This window comes from Treponema sp. (assembly GCF_017430385.1).
In the GTDB taxonomy this organism is placed as follows: Bacteria; Spirochaetota; Spirochaetia; order Treponematales; family Treponemataceae; genus Treponema_D.
In genome coordinates this window covers 1-15,151 of sequence record NZ_JAFRNB010000104.1, presented here as the reverse complement: position 1 = coordinate 15,151, position 15,151 = coordinate 1, and the positions used below count along the sequence as shown (strand labels likewise).

The 15,151-nt window shown below is 42.6% G+C and carries 12 protein-coding genes and 1 pseudogene; 10 read left to right on the top strand and 3 right to left on the bottom strand.

The window, feature by feature from the left end; genetic code table 11:
• Nucleotides 1–12: 12 nt before the first annotated feature.
• Nucleotides 13–1,680 carry an outer membrane protein assembly factor BamB family protein gene (locus tag IJJ71_RS07160; RefSeq protein WP_296846145.1) on the bottom strand — a complete coding sequence of 556 codons (1,668 nt, stop codon included), beginning with the start codon at nt 1,678–1,680 and terminating at the stop codon, nt 13–15.
• Between the two features lie 125 nt (nt 1,681–1,805).
• The gene (locus IJJ71_RS07155; RefSeq protein ID WP_296846144.1) at nt 1,806–3,041 is read right to left on the bottom strand and encodes a class I SAM-dependent RNA methyltransferase; all 1,236 of its coding nucleotides are present in this window, start codon (nt 3,039–3,041) and stop codon (nt 1,806–1,808) included.
• A gap of 241 nt (nt 3,042–3,282) precedes the next feature.
• Between IJJ71_RS07155 and IJJ71_RS07150 the strand changes: the two genes are divergently transcribed.
• The 3 genes from IJJ71_RS07150 (at nt 3,283) to IJJ71_RS07140 (ending at nt 5,990) form a co-directional block, all read left to right on the top strand.
• Nucleotides 3,283–4,257 (top strand): Rpn family recombination-promoting nuclease/putative transposase, encoded by a 975-nt coding sequence (locus tag IJJ71_RS07150; RefSeq protein ID WP_296846143.1) that lies wholly within the window; start codon nt 3,283–3,285, stop codon nt 4,255–4,257.
• Nucleotides 4,258–4,428: 171 nt separating this feature from the next.
• Nucleotides 4,429–5,604 carry a tRNA 2-thiouridine(34) synthase MnmA gene (mnmA, locus tag IJJ71_RS07145; protein WP_296846142.1) on the top strand — a complete coding sequence of 392 codons (1,176 nt, stop codon included), beginning with the start codon at nt 4,429–4,431 and terminating at the stop codon, nt 5,602–5,604.
• Between the two features lie 35 nt (nt 5,605–5,639).
• Nucleotides 5,640–5,990 (top strand): four helix bundle protein, encoded by a 351-nt coding sequence (locus IJJ71_RS07140; protein WP_296846141.1) that lies wholly within the window; start codon nt 5,640–5,642, stop codon nt 5,988–5,990.
• 10 nt (nt 5,991–6,000) lie between these two features.
• Here IJJ71_RS07140 and pcnB read toward each other — a convergent pair whose 3' ends face one another.
• The gene (pcnB, locus tag IJJ71_RS07135) at nt 6,001–7,086 is read right to left on the bottom strand and encodes a polynucleotide adenylyltransferase PcnB (RefSeq protein ID WP_296846140.1); all 1,086 of its coding nucleotides are present in this window, start codon (nt 7,084–7,086) and stop codon (nt 6,001–6,003) included.
• 22 nt (nt 7,087–7,108) lie between these two features.
• On the opposite strand from pcnB, the gene IJJ71_RS07130 reads away from it, so the two are divergent.
• From IJJ71_RS07130 to metG, 7 genes and pseudogenes are all read left to right on the top strand, one after another.
• Nucleotides 7,109–8,035, top strand: a complete 927-nt coding sequence (locus IJJ71_RS07130) for a phosphoribosylaminoimidazolesuccinocarboxamide synthase (protein WP_367113230.1) — start codon at nt 7,109–7,111, stop codon at nt 8,033–8,035.
• Between the two features lie 280 nt (nt 8,036–8,315).
• Nucleotides 8,316–8,654 carry a hypothetical protein gene (locus IJJ71_RS07125; RefSeq protein WP_296846138.1) on the top strand — a complete coding sequence of 113 codons (339 nt, stop codon included), beginning with the start codon at nt 8,316–8,318 and terminating at the stop codon, nt 8,652–8,654.
• Nucleotides 8,651–9,742: an XAC2610-related protein gene (locus tag IJJ71_RS07120; RefSeq protein WP_296846137.1), complete on the top strand. Its 1,092-nt coding sequence runs from the start codon at nt 8,651–8,653 to the stop codon at nt 9,740–9,742. The genes IJJ71_RS07125 and IJJ71_RS07120 overlap by 4 nt, the downstream gene beginning before the upstream one ends.
• A gap of 31 nt (nt 9,743–9,773) precedes the next feature.
• Nucleotides 9,774–10,802 (top strand): hypothetical protein, encoded by a 1,029-nt coding sequence (locus IJJ71_RS07115; RefSeq protein ID WP_296846136.1) that lies wholly within the window; start codon nt 9,774–9,776, stop codon nt 10,800–10,802.
• Nucleotides 10,799–11,419, top strand: coding sequence for a hypothetical protein (locus IJJ71_RS07110; protein WP_296846135.1), 621 nt, complete (start codon nt 10,799–10,801; stop codon nt 11,417–11,419). Before IJJ71_RS07115 ends, IJJ71_RS07110 begins: the two co-directional genes overlap by 4 nt.
• 20 nt (nt 11,420–11,439) lie before the next feature.
• Entirely contained in the window at nt 11,440–13,824 is a 2,385-nt protein-coding gene (locus IJJ71_RS07105) for an SH3 domain-containing protein (protein ID WP_296846134.1), read from the top strand.
• Between the two features lie 325 nt (nt 13,825–14,149).
• Nucleotides 14,150–15,112 (top strand): annotated as a pseudogene (gene metG, locus IJJ71_RS07100) (methionine--tRNA ligase); the annotation flags it as partial.
• Between the last annotated feature and the right edge of the window lie 39 nt (nt 15,113–15,151).

The window sequence follows — 15,151 nt, the reverse complement described above, 5'->3', positions numbered from 1 at the left end:
ATCTTAAAGTTGTCACTTTTTCTCGAAACTTATCATTTTTTCTAGCGTTTTTCGTGCATAATCCTGAATACTTTTGTCATATTGCGTGAAAAGCATCCGGGAAAGAATATTTTTGCCCCTTTTGTTCAATGCCGGTCTTCCCATAAAACGGCAGATTTCATAAGTCGCATCACAGATTGACTTCAGAGTAAGCTGGTCAGTCGGCTGAATTTTTGTTACGAGAAGATTTTCAAGGGCAAGAAGTGTAAGTCCGTCCTCATCGTAGCCCATGTTTCCGGCAAAGGCTATGAGTGACAGAAGCTGGCTCTTGTCGATTTCAGAGGAAAGAAGCTGCGAAAAATAAACCGAGAATTCCCTTGTTCCGGTTTTTGACATTATATATAGAAGATTCTGCGTATAAACGGCATTTTCCGCAAAAAAATCAGAATTATCTGAATTGAAAGCAGGCTTTGTCGTGCGGGAAGCAAGGTAATTCTGAGCCTCGGCTTTTACGAGCGAAAGATAATCGCTTTCTTTTTTGCCGTAATCACCTTGTTTGAGGGCGGAAGAAATTTCTGCCATCTTGTCATCGTTGAGCGGACGGATTCCAAGAGCGGTTAAGGAAGAATCCGTTGGTGCCGCCGTAATGTAAGAAATCGGAAGCTTTTTATTTTGCATTGTGCCGGCTGTTTGTACGGACTGATTCATTAAAAATCCTTTGATGGTCCAGTCCTTCATGGTCAGAAGCAGAAAATTCTTGTTAGTGTAGAAAATTGAATTCCATTTTGACTGCTCTGGAAGTTTTGCCGCGAAAAGAATGGTTCCATCCTCGCAGAATTCACATGCACCCATGGAACCGCTTATGAAATAGCCGCTGACCGTATCACAGGCAATCTTGAAGTCATTTATGCTGCCGACTTGAAAGCGGTTGAGAATTTCTCCATCATCGATTTTTACGATTACGGCTTCTGTCCTCACTCCATTCTGAAAGAAAAATGATGAATTTCCGCTTGATTTTGAATAGCAGATTTTAAATGCGCCGCTCGTATTTCCGGATCCATTTACCCATTTTGCGGAAGTTGTTTTTTGCTCGCCCGCGGAGACAAGGCCGATTGAGCCGTTTTTGAGGGATACGAGGACTCCTAGGGAGCAATTCGCCACAGATGAAATGATTCCTGTGAAAGTTATGTCCTCAAGCCTTTCCCCGAACGGTGAGAATCTGACTGCGACACTCAGGTTGTTCCTCAGATTTTTTAGGAAAACAAGAATAGAGCCGTCGTCAAGAGTGCTAATTGGAAGTGGTGCCAATTCCTCGGTATCGCATTTCCATCTTCTTGTGCCGTCAAGTCCATAGCAGGCAAGGCCTTTTTTGCCACGGACAAAGGCTCGGCCATCCCGCCCGACACAAGGAAAATCCGCGACCTCGAACGGACATTTTTCAGTCCATAAAGTCATTCCTGACGGGTTGACGAGGTTGAGCCGGGAACCATCAGTTACGACATACAAAAAATCCCCGAAAGATGCGATGTATGGGGAAGGCCTGCCACGGATGCTTCTCTGCCAGATTACGGTTCCTGAGCCTGTGCATGCCGAAAGAAGCCTTCCGTCACTTAAAAGCGCGACTCCGTAAGATGTTTCAACGCAGGTAGATACGGCAACACCACCGATTACAGCCTGCCAGCTTGGTTCTTCTTTTGTCAAATCACAGGTGCGCTGAGCGGTTTGTGAAAAACTGAAAACGGAAAGTTGAAAACTGAAAACTAAAAAAGCTTTTTTTATGAGTGAAAATCTTGAATTTTGTGTATGTTGTTTTAAAAAGAAAACTTTCATTCTGTGTACTCGAAACTGGCTAGGGATTCTATGTGGGCTGTGTGCGGGTAGAAATCCAGGAGAAAGAGCTTTGATAGAGTGTAGCCGGATTTTACAAGGAATGCCGCATCCCGCGCGTGGGTGCTTGGATTACAGCTTACTGAGCGAATCTGCGGGATTTTTGAGTGACAGAGCCATTTACAGACTTCTTTTTCCATGCCAGAACGGGGCGGGTCGATTACGACTGATTCAAAATCTCCGTTATTGGCGATGTAATTCTGCGCGCTGTATTTAATCCAGTTTTCGCCGGAAAGACCAAAACTTTCGTGTTTGGTGCCGGAAAGATTCTGCTCGGCAAAGACGATTGCATCCCGGTTGTGCTCAACGAGGCATACTTTATCGAACAAATCCGTGAGGAAGACGGAGAAAGTTCCGCAGCCTGAGTACATGTCGAGGACATTTCGGCCGCCCATATTGCGCGTGATTTCTGAGATTGTCTTTTCGAGAACTTCAAGATTTGACTGAAAGAAGCCCTGAACATCAAAGGCAATTTTTTTGCCAGAGATTTCGACTTCGCAGCGGTTGTTTTCGTTCAATGTTGTGCCCGCGAAGTGGCGGTTCTGCTGCAGTCGAAGCTTTTCTTTTCGCTTTGAACTAGCTCCTTGGACTTTGATTTCCCTTGAAATGCGCTCTCGTTCCTCTGCAACAATTACTTTTGAATCGCCACAGATTCTTTCGTCGCCAAAAAGATGAACCCGGCCGTGCGGGCGTTCATTCTGAGGAGTGTTTTTTAGATATTCGTTTATTTCGGCTGTCGCAATCGGGCAGTTTTCGAGATTTATGATTTCGTTTGATTCTTTTTTGTTGAAACCGCCGTTTGTAAGCTGGATTCGGGAGCGGTAATTTTTATCTGAGCCGTAAATGATTTCAATCTCAGGGCATTTGATTCCTTCACGCTCAAAACAGTCTTTTAAAATTGATTTTCTGAGTTCTTTTTGATATTCGGCATCAATATGCTGGAGATTACAGCCACCGCAAATACCATAGAGTGGGCAGAAAGGCTCGACACGGTGCGGAGAAGGAGTGACTATATTGATAATTTTTGCAAGGTCGTAGTCGCGGAAAGACTTCGTGATTTCAATTTCAAGTTCTTCGCCAGGAACGGCAAAAGGAATAAAAACATTCTTTCCATTAATCTGGGCAAGGCAGTCGCCCCCTGAGACCATTTTCTGAGTTTTTACAATATGTGACATTTCGCTGAATACTATATCAAATTTTAACACTAATTAACACTATTACATCAATTTTTCTTGACTTTTTCCCAAATCTTCACTACTTTGAAAATTGTAAAGGTTGCAGATCAAACTCATTATCCCAATTTATTTGAACCATTGTCTTTTCGCTCTCTGCACGCAATTTACCACAAGTCTTCTGAGAATTGGCAGTTGGACTAAGGCATAGTTATGTCTTTATCTTACTTCAAAGGAAGACTTTATGAACATTCCACCACTTCGTCCTTTCCCAGATGCGCTCCTAAATCCCTGCGCAGACCCAATTTTCAAAATTCTTTTCACGAACGAGTCAAAAGAATCCAACCAAGCACTCACCAGCTTTCTCACCGACATTATCGGCAAAAAAGTTACTAATGTAGTCTTGCAACCAAATGAGCTTTCGGGAGAGTCACTCACTGATAAGCAGTCCGAGTTCGATATCAACTGCCGTATTGATGGCAAAATTGTGAACATTGAGATGCAAGGTCTTAATAAGGACGAACACTTCGGAAAAAGGGCTGAATACCATGTTGCACACCTGCTGAACCATTATATCCAGAAAGGAATGGACTGGAACGAATCGCTCAAGGCATACCAAATTTCAGTTTTGAACTTCGTTTTTGACAAGGGTGAGGCAGAAAACATCAACCACTATTTTATGCGTAACGAAAAAGGAAGAACCGTCGCAAAAATGCTCAACATAATTTTCATGGAACTGCCAAAAATCGAGCGTTTGCCGGACGACATTGCTTTATTGACACCTGCCCAAATGTGGGGTAAATTTTTCTTATACGCATCTGTTCCCGAAAAACGGGATTTTTTAGAACAACTCACAAAAGCAAACAGGGGGATAGCTATGGCCGTAACAGTATTAAAAAATATCAGTCAGGACGAAATGAACTGGTATCACGAAACCCGCTACTGGATGCATGTCTCCGATATGAAAACAATGAAAAACGCTGCCGAGCGGCGGGGCCTAAAAGAAGGCCGAGCAAAAGGCCTAAAAGAAGGAAGAGCTGAAGGTCGTGCTGAAGGGCTTGCTGAAGGAAAAGCTGAAGGAAAAATTGAAGGTGCAAGAGCAAATGCCATAGAAAATGCGAAGAATCTTCTTTTGCTGAATAAACTTTCCGAAGATGAAATTGCCCGCTGTTGCTCCCTACCTCTGGAACAGGTACTTGCGCTTAAGGAAAAAGTTTAAGATTTATAGGCAAAGCGCGCAGGGATAGTAGCGGCGGCGTAGCTGTTTCCCGACATCCATGTTATGGGTGTCGGGAAATGGAGCGAAAAGCGGAACCGCGAATAGCCCGTCAGCAGAATAAATTTCGCTCATATTGAATCGTTGTTCTACCTTCTGATATAATAGGCTGATATGAATTATGATGTTTTAGACATGCCAAAATCTGGCGATACTGTTGTTGTTGGAATGAGCGGCGGGGTGGATTCAACTTTGACCGCACTTTTGCTCAAAGAAAAGGGATGCCGCGTGATTGGAGTCACTATGTCCTTGTGGGACGGCACTTTGCCTGAAATCAAAAGCGACAAGCCGATGAAAGAAGCCTGCTACGGGCCGGGCGAGGAAGAGAATATCGCTGAATGTGAGAAATTTTGTGCCGAGCATGGAATCGAGTATCATGTGATTAAAGTTCAGGAAGAATACAAAAAGCGTGTCCTTGAATATTTTAAGGCCGAATACCGCGCTGGCCGTACTCCGAATCCGTGCATTCAGTGCAACCGCTACATCAAATTTGGCGCATTGCTCGACGGAATTGAAAATCTTGGCTTTGAGTACGATTATTTCTGCACAGGCCATTATGCAAAAATCGTTCGGCCCACGGAGGGGCTTTTCGGAAGCGACAAAAAGCCGTGCATGATTGCGACTGCCGCCGACATCACCAAAGACCAGACCTATTTCTTGAACAGAATTCCAAGCCGTGTCCTTGAAAAAGTGCGGTTCCCGCTGGCAACGCTCAAAAAATCAGAAGTCTTCGATCTTGCAAGAAAAGCAAAACTTGAGGCCGCAAACCGTGAGGAAAGCCAGGACTTCATCGGTGAGGAATATTTTGACATTTTGTTCTCAGACAAGCCTTCTGTTCCGGGCGACATAATTGACCTTGACGGTCATGTTCTCGGAAAGCACAAGGGAATCGAGCATTACACGATTGGTCAGAGAAGGGGCTTGGGTGTTGCAGTAAGCTACCCGGTCTATGTTCAGGCAATCGACGCAAAGAACAATGTAGTAGTACTTGCTCCGAATGATGCTCTCAATTCAAGCGCAATGATTGCAGACGATTTCGTATGGCCGGCAGATGTTGAGCCAGCTGAAGAATTTGAAGCAGATGTAAAAATCCGCCTTGCAAGCCGCCCGGTAAAAGCAAAAATCACGAAATACATTCCAGAAGAAAGCGACACCACCGAATACAAAGGCCAGCCATGGCTCGTGACATTCGCCGAAACCCAGAGAGCCGTAGCCCCAGGTCAGAGCGCAGTCTTTTATAAGGACAATGTAATCCGCGGCGGAGGGATTATTGTTAGGGGGATTAAATAGTTAGCAGTTAGGAATTAGGAGTTAGGAGTTAATTTTTGAAAGAAAGTATTATTGGTGAAAAAAGTAAGAAATTTGCGATAAAAATCATAAAACTCTACAAAATTCTCTCTGATACAAAACATGAATATGTTTTATCAAAGCAAATTTTAAAAAGCGGTACAAGCATTGGAGCAAATGTGTGTGAAGCTCAATGCGGACAATCAAAGGCTGATTTCTATGCGAAAATGTACATTGCATTCAAAGAATCAGCTGAAACAGGATACTGGCTCGAACTTCTACATGAGACTGATTATATTTCTGGCTCAGAATTTAACGAACTGAATTCTGAAAATCAGGAATTGTTCAGAATCTTAAGTTCAATAACCAAAAGCAGGGACAACTCCTAACTTCTCACTCCTAATTCCTACCTTTCTTCTTCCCAATCCTGACCCCAACTCCGAGCTGGGTGAGCGTATTTTTGATTGCGTATTCAAGCTCGGTGCGCTGCGGGTTCATCGGGAGGACGAAGTGGCGGCACTGGTTCCATGTTTTTGTATAAAGTTCACCGGCGGCACTTTTTGTGGAGATTTCTTTTTGCCAGTCGGTGAGTGAGGAAATAAAATCGTAGACAATGTATGTGAGCCTCTTTCCTAAGCGGGACTCTGGCTCGGTTTTTACGAGAGAATCCAGTTCCTTAAGATGAAGCATGTATTTTTTTTCATAGTTTTTGTCGGCGTACATAAGCGAACATGCTGATGGCTGCAAGTACATGAAAATGTCTGCGTCCATTGCGGCACTTACAATCTCATACGAGTGGCCTGAGTTTATGATTTTTAAAAGCTCTTCGGTCAAGCGTGAAGGCGAGATAGGCGAGAGAAGGTGCGCGCTCTTTCTGATTTTTGATTTGAGCGAATGAGGAAGCTTACAGCCTGTGGTTGCGCTGTATTTTACGGCTCGGAGCATTCGGACCGGGTCTTCCACGAAAATGCGGTCGAGCGGAATTACAGGATGGATAACTTTCTTTTTGATGTCTTCAACACCGTTCACATAATCGATGACCTGTTCTTTGATTGGGTCGTAGTAAAGTGCGTTGAGAGTGAAATCGCGACGCTGGACATCTTCGTCCATAGTGCCGAATGAGTTTCCGACGGAACCCTCACAGATTGAACGGAATGTTGAGACTTCAAAAATCTTCTGGCCGAAAAAAACATGAACGAGTCGAAAACGCTTGCCGATTATGCGGGAATTACGGAAAAGCTTTTTGATTTTGGAAGGTGTGGCTTCGGTAACGATGTCAAAGTCTTTTGGTGCTTTGCCAACAATGAGGTCGCGCACGGCCCCGCCAACGATATAGGCGTCATAGCCACATTCCCTTAAATGTCTGATAATGTAAAGCGCATCGGGGTCAACTTTCTTTAACGGTATTTTATGTTCTTCTTTTGTATAAATCACAGCCTTTTTGACTGGCTTGCCCCTGCTGTCTGATGAATAACGGATTAACACAATGCAAATATAATAATGTTTTATGCCGTCTTGTTCAACTTTAAAAATAAGAATAAAATACAATCACTTTTTGCAAGGAGCAATGAAGGAGTTAAAAATGAAAAAAATTATCAGCGGAAAAGTCCGCGAAGTTTATGATTTGGAAGACGGCCGCATGGTCATCGTCACAACTGACCGAATCTCTGCTTTCGATGTAATCCTTCCTACAATGATTACTGACAAGGGCAAGGTCTTGAACGCGCTCTCAAATTTCTGGTTCGATCTCACAAAAGACATCACAAAGAACCACATGATTTCAAGCGACCTCAAAGACATGCCTGCTGAATTCCAAAAGCCTGAATATGAAGGTCGCACAATCCTGGTCAAAAAACTCAAGATGATTCCTTATGAAGTAATCGTCCGCGGTTACATGTTCGGCTCAATGTACGAGGCTTACAAAAAAGGCGAGCCTTTCTTGGGTCACTCATTCACAAAAAAATATGAGCAGGCAGAAAAACTCGATGAGCCAATCGTTACTCCTTCAACAAAAGCCGCAGAAGGCCATGACATCAACGTTACCCTCGAATACATGAAGAACGACTTGGGTGCAGAGCTCGGAACAAAAATCGAAGAGACAGCCCTTGCTATCTATAAAAAATGCTACGAGCACGCCGCGAAGAACGGAATCATCATCGCCGACACAAAATTCGAGTTCGGTCTTGACGAGAAGGGCGAGCTTGTTCTTGCAGACGAAGTTCTCACTCCTGATTCAAGCCGCTTCTGGAACGCTGCTGAGTACAAGGTCGGAACAAGCCCTGCAAGCTACGACAAGCAGTTCATCCGCGACTGGCTCAAGGCAAACAACCTCGCAGGCGACCCGAACATCAAGGAAGTTCCTGCCGACGTTGTAAAAAAGACAAGCGACCTCTATCACGAGTGCGTACGCAAAATCACAGGCAAAGACTTGTAATCCTTAAGTCAATGCTATTAGAACAGCCGTAACTTTTTGAAGTTCGGCTGTTTTTTTATGGGAGATGTTTATGTCAGATTTTATGTGAGATATACCGTGGGCATCAGTAATAGCAAAAAGTTTTTATTACAGCGAATACTTTGCCTTTGCAATAGAAGAAGTGTCGGAAGGTATCGTCCTTCATGGATGGTCTAAGACTTATGACAATACGGCTCACAGCGAAGGCTCTCTGTTTTTAAAACCAGAATGGATTATTCATGTAATCAATATAATTCGTGCAGTGCCAAAAGAAGTACTTAATCGCGGTGAAGGTCCTAAGGAAAAACTGGCAAAGCATTTTGAAAAAACATTGATTGACGATGAATTTAATGCATTTGTTGACTTAAAAAATACTGTGCCAAAAGTAATGCTCAAGGCAATAGACAGCACGCAGTCCATAAAGGAACAAAAAGATGCAATGTTTCAGGCAACCCACACTGTGGAAAATAATAATCCTGCATACGATAACTTTTATGGAAGCAGAAGTCATATTCTTTCTGATTTGATTTATGCCAGTGTTCTTAAAACAGCCGGGCTCCCATACGATCATAAAACAAATGAATGGGTAAAAACAATATGAAAAAGATTTTTCTTGCAGTTGCGCTGATTTTTCTTTTGTCGGAAGTTTTATCTTCTGAGCCGAATTATTCTTTTTATTTGGAGCGGCGTGATGAGCAGGGGCGTGATTATATGCATTCCAGAAGGTGGGCGAAAATTGCCCGCAACGGCGGACTATGGGAATTAGCTTTTCCACTTGCAGATTTTGAAGTAAAGAATTTTGACGAGCCTGATTTTGAAGAAAATGATGAAGGTTTCTGCCTTGAATTTTACTGGGGCGGCGGAAATTTTTTGTGGCGTGATATTTTTTATTTTAAGGAAACAGATGGCGAGCCGTGTCTTTATAAAACTGAAACTTTTTGCACGCATCCTGATGAAAATAACAAATATGAATATGTAACTGATGATTGTGAAACTCATGTCATCAATCCGCCGATAAGAATCAGCAGGCTTGGAAGAGATAAAATAATGCGGCTTCTTGGTGGCGGCTATGATTTTTTACCAAAAGTAACCTGCCGCGATTCAGATTATGAAAAGGCGGTTGAAGATAAAATCATGCATCTTACAGTGAGCAAAAATGGTAAGGTTATTCAGAATCTTGAATATGTTTATGGTGAAAATCAACACGGAATGTTCGGGCTTCGGGAGCGTTATGAGCCGGATTCTCTTGGAATTGAGAAAAAGCAGTTTGAGCTTATGGATTTGAATTTTGATGGTTTTGATGACATTCGGATTCTTGCAGGTTACACGATGAACGGCGCACAGCCTTATTATGATGTTTATATCTGGAATGACCATGAGGAGAAATATGAGTTTAATCCTTCCTGCTGGGATGTGGTTTGCCCGACTTATATTAAATGTGATGAGATAAACCGCCGCTTATATTCAAGCTGGAATTCTACCCGCGGATTAATTACATATTACATCTGGTTATACGATGATGAGTTTGCTGTCGAAGATATTCTTTATTATAATTATGAACTTGACTTGTATTCCGAGAGTGATAAGTATTCCAACTGGTATGATAAATGGGATGAAACAGATCCGGCTGTTGTGACTTACGAAATGCTTCCTAAGCACTGGAAAAAGGCACTGAGTTTTAAAGAATAGAAAAAAATCTTAAAAAATATAGGATATTCGTATGAGGAAGTTTTTTTATAAAATCACGGCGATACTTTTCGTGGCAGTTCTTTTTATCAGCTGCAATGGAAAATCTTCTGGGGCTAAGAAGGACAAAACTTTTTCATTCGTTGGACTAGAATTCAACATTAACGCTGGCCCTGACAATAAAAAACTTCCCTTGTATAAGGATTCGACCCTTGATTTATATATTGATGGAAATAATTCCGAAGCGGGCCGTTATGAGCCGATTGAGTATTTTGATGACTATGTGGGATGCGAGATTCTTTCTTATAATCGCGAGCATAACTCGGCTTATGTGAACATAAAAAATTCTGTGGGCTGGGTTCCTCTCTCTCATTACGCAGTTATATTTGACAAGGAAATTCTTTTAAGGAGCATCAATGCGGCTCTTGAAGGAAATGAAGATGCCCGCCTGATGCTGAGCTTCAATTTCACTCACTTGACTTTGGACGAAGTTCTGGAAAAACTTCGCTATATAATTGATTATATGGGCGTTGAGCACTTCAAAAAACTTTCCCCAAGCAATGCTGAGGATCTTGTGATTCTTAAGGCAATAGCAAGATTGATTGAGCTGTCTGCCTCAGGCTATGATGATATTACGAATCCTGTTCATCTTCTTGCTGAAGTCGCAAACAAAGACATCTGGAAATTCTTGGATGACAGCAACTCTTATCCAGCAGGAAGAAAAGGCTTTCATGATAATTATCTTAGCTATTTTTACAATAATTCTTTTTTTGACAGTGAAGGCGTGTCCGCACTTATGCACGCGATAAAGGCCAAAAACCTTGATACGCTCAAATATTTTTACGAAAATAAAATTCCTGACTATTATTTTTCAAGGCTTGGAAAAACTAACCGTGATGACAAGGAAAAAATTTACCATCTAATACAGTCTACGAAGGATAAAAACGGAAAAAGCCTTGCGGATTATGTTGCTGAGTGCGATGACGAAAAAATTAAGAGATTTATGGCCGTTTATGATGTGTACAATGATTTCAGCGTGTCAAGCCTTTGGAAAAAGTTGTGATTCTGGAATTGCTGGAAAATGGCGAAGGTTTGTGGGATTACGGAATGCAGGACCCGGATGATAACCGCGGGTATTTTTACCGCTACAATTATTATCTTGTCCGCACCGAAGATTACAAAACTGGTATCATCGGCGGTTCTTCTTTGGCTCACCTTGAGATGGGGCAGGCTTCCGAAGATCCGTATATTCCGGTCGGAGGCTGCGAAAGCCCTTATAGTTTTTATGTCACTCTCATGTATACTTCTGATGAATTGAATTATGACAAGCTAAGCTATTATGGAGAGATTTTTGAAGCAAACCGTGAAACGAAGGAAATCCATGCCCTTGAGAGCGGATATAGGGAAGATTCTGGATTTGAAAAGGAGCCAGTACATCTCGGCAATATGAGGATGGGAGATTTTCCTACTATGATTGATCTGATCGCTTACCGTGATTCTGACATGGAAAAGTATAAGTTTTTTGATGAGAAAACTTCAATTGAACCGTCCTATTCATTCATATTCAGGACTGAACTTGACCAGCCGGAACTTTCTTACAACTCTTATACCGTGGACCTGAACACAAGATGTGCCTTCAAAAACTTTTACAAGACATCTGGAGAAGATGAAAAAAAATAAAAAAATTATAGGATATTCGTATGAAAAAAAATTTTTATAAAATCACGGCAATACTTTTTGCGGCTGTTCTTTTTATGGGCTGCAAGGGGAAATCTTCTGAATTTGATGAGAGCAGGCCTTTTTCAATCGTTGGCCTGCGATTCACCACTAAAACCGGCGATGAAACTGATAAGGTTCCCCTGTACGAGAATTCAACTCTTGATATGCATATTGTTGAAAATGAATACGGAAATGAATACTACGGAGGCTATTATGAGCCGATTGAGTATCTTGATGGCGGCATGAAGTGCCAGATTCTTTCTTATGATTTCGATGAGGACATGTATCGGCAGTCGGCTTATGTGAACGGCAAAAAAACTGCGGGCTGGGTTTCTCTTCACCATTACGGAGTAATATTTGACAAAAAAATTCTTTTTGCCAGTATCAAAGCAGCCCTTGAAGGAAATAATGATGCCATTTGCATGCTGAACAGCCGTTACAGCGAAATAACTGTGGAAGAGGCAGTAGAAAATGTTCGCTATATAATCGATTATGTGGGCGTTGAGCGGTTCAAAAAACTCAAACCATATCAGCTCAACCCTCATCGTGATGGTAATGATGAGGATAGTGTGATTGTTACAGCAATAGCAAGTTTGCTTGATAACTCTGCTCCGCGAAACTATCGCGATAAAACAAATCCTCTTCATCTTCTTGCTGAGGTCGCAAACAAAGACACCTGGGAATTTTTGGAACAAAAGATATCGTTGATGTATTTTTTCCGAAACGCTATTTTTGACAGCGAAGGAATGTCCGTGCAAATGCACGCAGTTAAGGCCAAAAACTTTGATACTCTCGAATATTTTTACGAACTTGGAGAAAATAACCGTGATGATAAGGAAAAAATTTCCCAGCTCATAAAGTCTACGAAGGATAATAACGGTAAAAGCCTTGCGGATTATGTCGCTGAGTGCGATGACGAAAAAATTAAGAATTTTATGGCCGTTTATGAGCCTGAAAGTAAGTTAAGCGTCGATGACTGCCTTGAATATCTGCGCGGCCTGAAGGACTGGCGCAATTTTCAGATGCTCAGGGGTTTATACGCGCCGGTTCCGTACACGACTTACAAGGAACTGGATTTTTCAGGAAATGACTCGTTCGTCTATCTCATCAATGAAGATTTGCAGATGGCTTACGGTGAAAACCTCAACATCCGCGATGCGCCGGGTAAGGACGGAAAGGTGCTCGGAAAACTTCCTTACGGAACGAAAGTCGCCGTCCTTGAAAAGGGAAGTGAAAAAGTTACGATTGATGAAATCTCTGACTTCTGGTACAAGGTCTCGGCAAAAGGACTTGAAGGCTGGTGTTTCGGCGGTTACCTTGCAAATCCCGTGAAATATAAAAATCTTGAGGAACTGAAGGGTGATGAGGAAAAACTGAATGACATTTACCAGTCTAGACTTCCAGGTGCTCCTGCAGAATGGCTCTATCAGGCTGGTTTTGAGGATAATACTCCTACGGTAATCAAGGAAACTAAACTCCTGAGCCCGAAAGGCGATGAAATTACGGTTAAGCCCTTGGAAAAAGTTGAGATTCTTGAAAAGATTGAGGGAAATTCCGGCGAAAATTTATGGGATTACGGAAATCAGGACACAAATTTTAGCCACGAGTATTTTTACCGCTACAATTATTATCTTGTCCGCACCCAAGACTACAAAACTGGAATCATCGGTGGCTCTTCTTTGGCTCATTTTGAGATGGGGCAGTCTTACGATGGCCCGAATGTTCCTGTCGGCGGCTGCGAAAGTCCTTATGATTTTTATGTCAGGCTCCTTTTTAATCCTGTTCGCACGGATAATTACAAGACGAGCTATTATGCCGAGCTTTTTGAAGTGAACCACGAAACGAAGGAAATCCATGCCCTTGAAACTGGATACACTGAAGGCCCCGGATTTGAGATAGGACCGGTATATCTCGGAGATTTGAACGAAGGAAGTCCATATTTTATGGAGCTTACCGCTTACCGTGATTCTGACATGGAAAAGTATAAGTTTTTTGATGAGCCGACTAAAGTTGAGCCTTTCTATTCATTCATATTCAAGACATCACTTAACTGGCCGGAAGTCTCATACAATTATTACACCGTGCAACGAGACACCAAAGTTGCCTGCAACAGCCTTTACAAAACCTCTTATGATATGGAGGGCAAAACAGAGGATAATTATTACAGATATTCATACAGCTATTTTGAAACCGAGAACAGAAAAGTGCCGGAATGTGTTTTAGGCGAGTTTGAATTACAACAGCTCGATGAAAACGGCGGACACAGATGCCTGGGGCATCGAATAGAGCATTTCAGCCTTGATTCCATGACCATGAAATATGAGTCAAAAAGAAGCGAAGAACTGGATTACGCCCCGGAGTGGTAAGGTTTTTGCAAACTGTTTATAAAGAAATCCATGATAAGGACAGAAAAATACGATTCCTCTAAAGTGAAATGGCCACGCCACGCCGACGGTTCATGTGATTTCGAGGGCTATCTGAAATAAAGGAAATTAGACTGTACAAAGCGGGCAAAGGATACGCAGGGCGCGAAGCGTTGCGAAGCAATGAAGCGAAAGCGGAACCCGGAGCAGCCTGGTTTTTGCGAAGCAAAAATGCCCCCATAATCATATTGTTTTTAATAGCCTTTTTTTCTCAGATTGTACAAGCATTGATTTTTTACTATAATATTTGCTTATGAACAATATCAAAATGAACAAACGACTTATCACATCAGCACTTCCTTATGTAAACAATATTCCTCATCTCGGAAACCTGATTCAGATGCTTTCCGCTGATGTCTTCGCACGATTCTGCCGTTCACGCGGATATGAGACAATGTATGTCTGCGGCACAGACGAATACGGCACTGCCACAGAGACAAAGGCCCTGCAAGAAAAAAAGACTCCGCGCGAGCTTTGCGATTACTACTACGCAATCCACAAGGACATTTATGAGTGGTTCGACATTGCTTTTGATAAATTCGGACGCACTTCAAACGAAGAATGTACCGAAATCACACAGAGCATTTTCAACGACCTCGACAAAAACGGCTTCATCAAGGAGCACACTTCAAAGCAGCTTTTTTGCCCAAAATGCAATATGTTCCTCGCTGACCGTTATGTTGACGGAACCTGCCCAAAATGCGGGGCTACCGATGCACGTGGCGACCAGTGTGACTCATGCGGCACGTTGCTTGACCCGACCCAGCTTTTACAGCCACGCTGCCACACTTGCGGCTCAACTCCTGAAGTACGCGAGACAAAGCATCTTTATATTGACCTTCCTTCAATTGCTCCGCGCCTTGAGGAATGGATGGAAAAAACAAGCAAAGAGGGCAAATGGAGCGCAAACGCAATCCAGATGACAAAGGCATGGATTCGTGACGGCCTCAACGAGCGAGCAATCACACGAGACCTCAAATGGGGAATCCCGGTTCCAAAGACCGGATACGAGAACAAGGTTTTCTATGTCTGGTTCAACGCGCCAATCGGCTACATGTCAATCACAAAACAGCTGGCAGACGAAATGAAAGCTGCGGGCAAAGAAACTTTCGACTGGAAAAAATGGTGGATTCCTAGCGAGTCGAGCGAGAAGTTTGATGAAAAAATTGACTTGTTCCAGTTCATCGGAAAGGACAACATTCCTTTCCACACTGTAGTATTCCCATGTTCTTAAATCGGATCAGGAAAAGACTACACAAAACTCTATCAC

Bases quoted from the DNA above. Each gene is read 5' to 3' on its own strand.
- mnmA (WP_296846142.1), top strand. From the start codon at position 4,429: ATGAATTATGATGTTTTAGACATGCCAAAATCTGGCGATACTGTTGTT.
- IJJ71_RS07130 (WP_367113230.1), top strand. From the start codon at position 7,109: ATGCCGTCTTGTTCAACTTTAAAAATAAGAATAAAATACAATCACTTT.
- IJJ71_RS07120 (WP_296846137.1), top strand. From the start codon at position 8,651: ATGAAAAAGATTTTTCTTGCAGTTGCGCTGATTTTTCTTTTGTCGGAA.
- IJJ71_RS07115 (WP_296846136.1), top strand. From the start codon at position 9,774: ATGAGGAAGTTTTTTTATAAAATCACGGCGATACTTTTCGTGGCAGTT.
- IJJ71_RS07105 (WP_296846134.1), top strand. From the start codon at position 11,440: ATGAAAAAAAATTTTTATAAAATCACGGCAATACTTTTTGCGGCTGTT.
- IJJ71_RS07155 (WP_296846144.1), bottom strand. From the start codon at position 3,041: ATGTCACATATTGTAAAAACTCAGAAAATGGTCTCAGGGGGCGACTGC.
- IJJ71_RS07150 (WP_296846143.1), top strand. From the start codon at position 3,283: ATGAACATTCCACCACTTCGTCCTTTCCCAGATGCGCTCCTAAATCCC.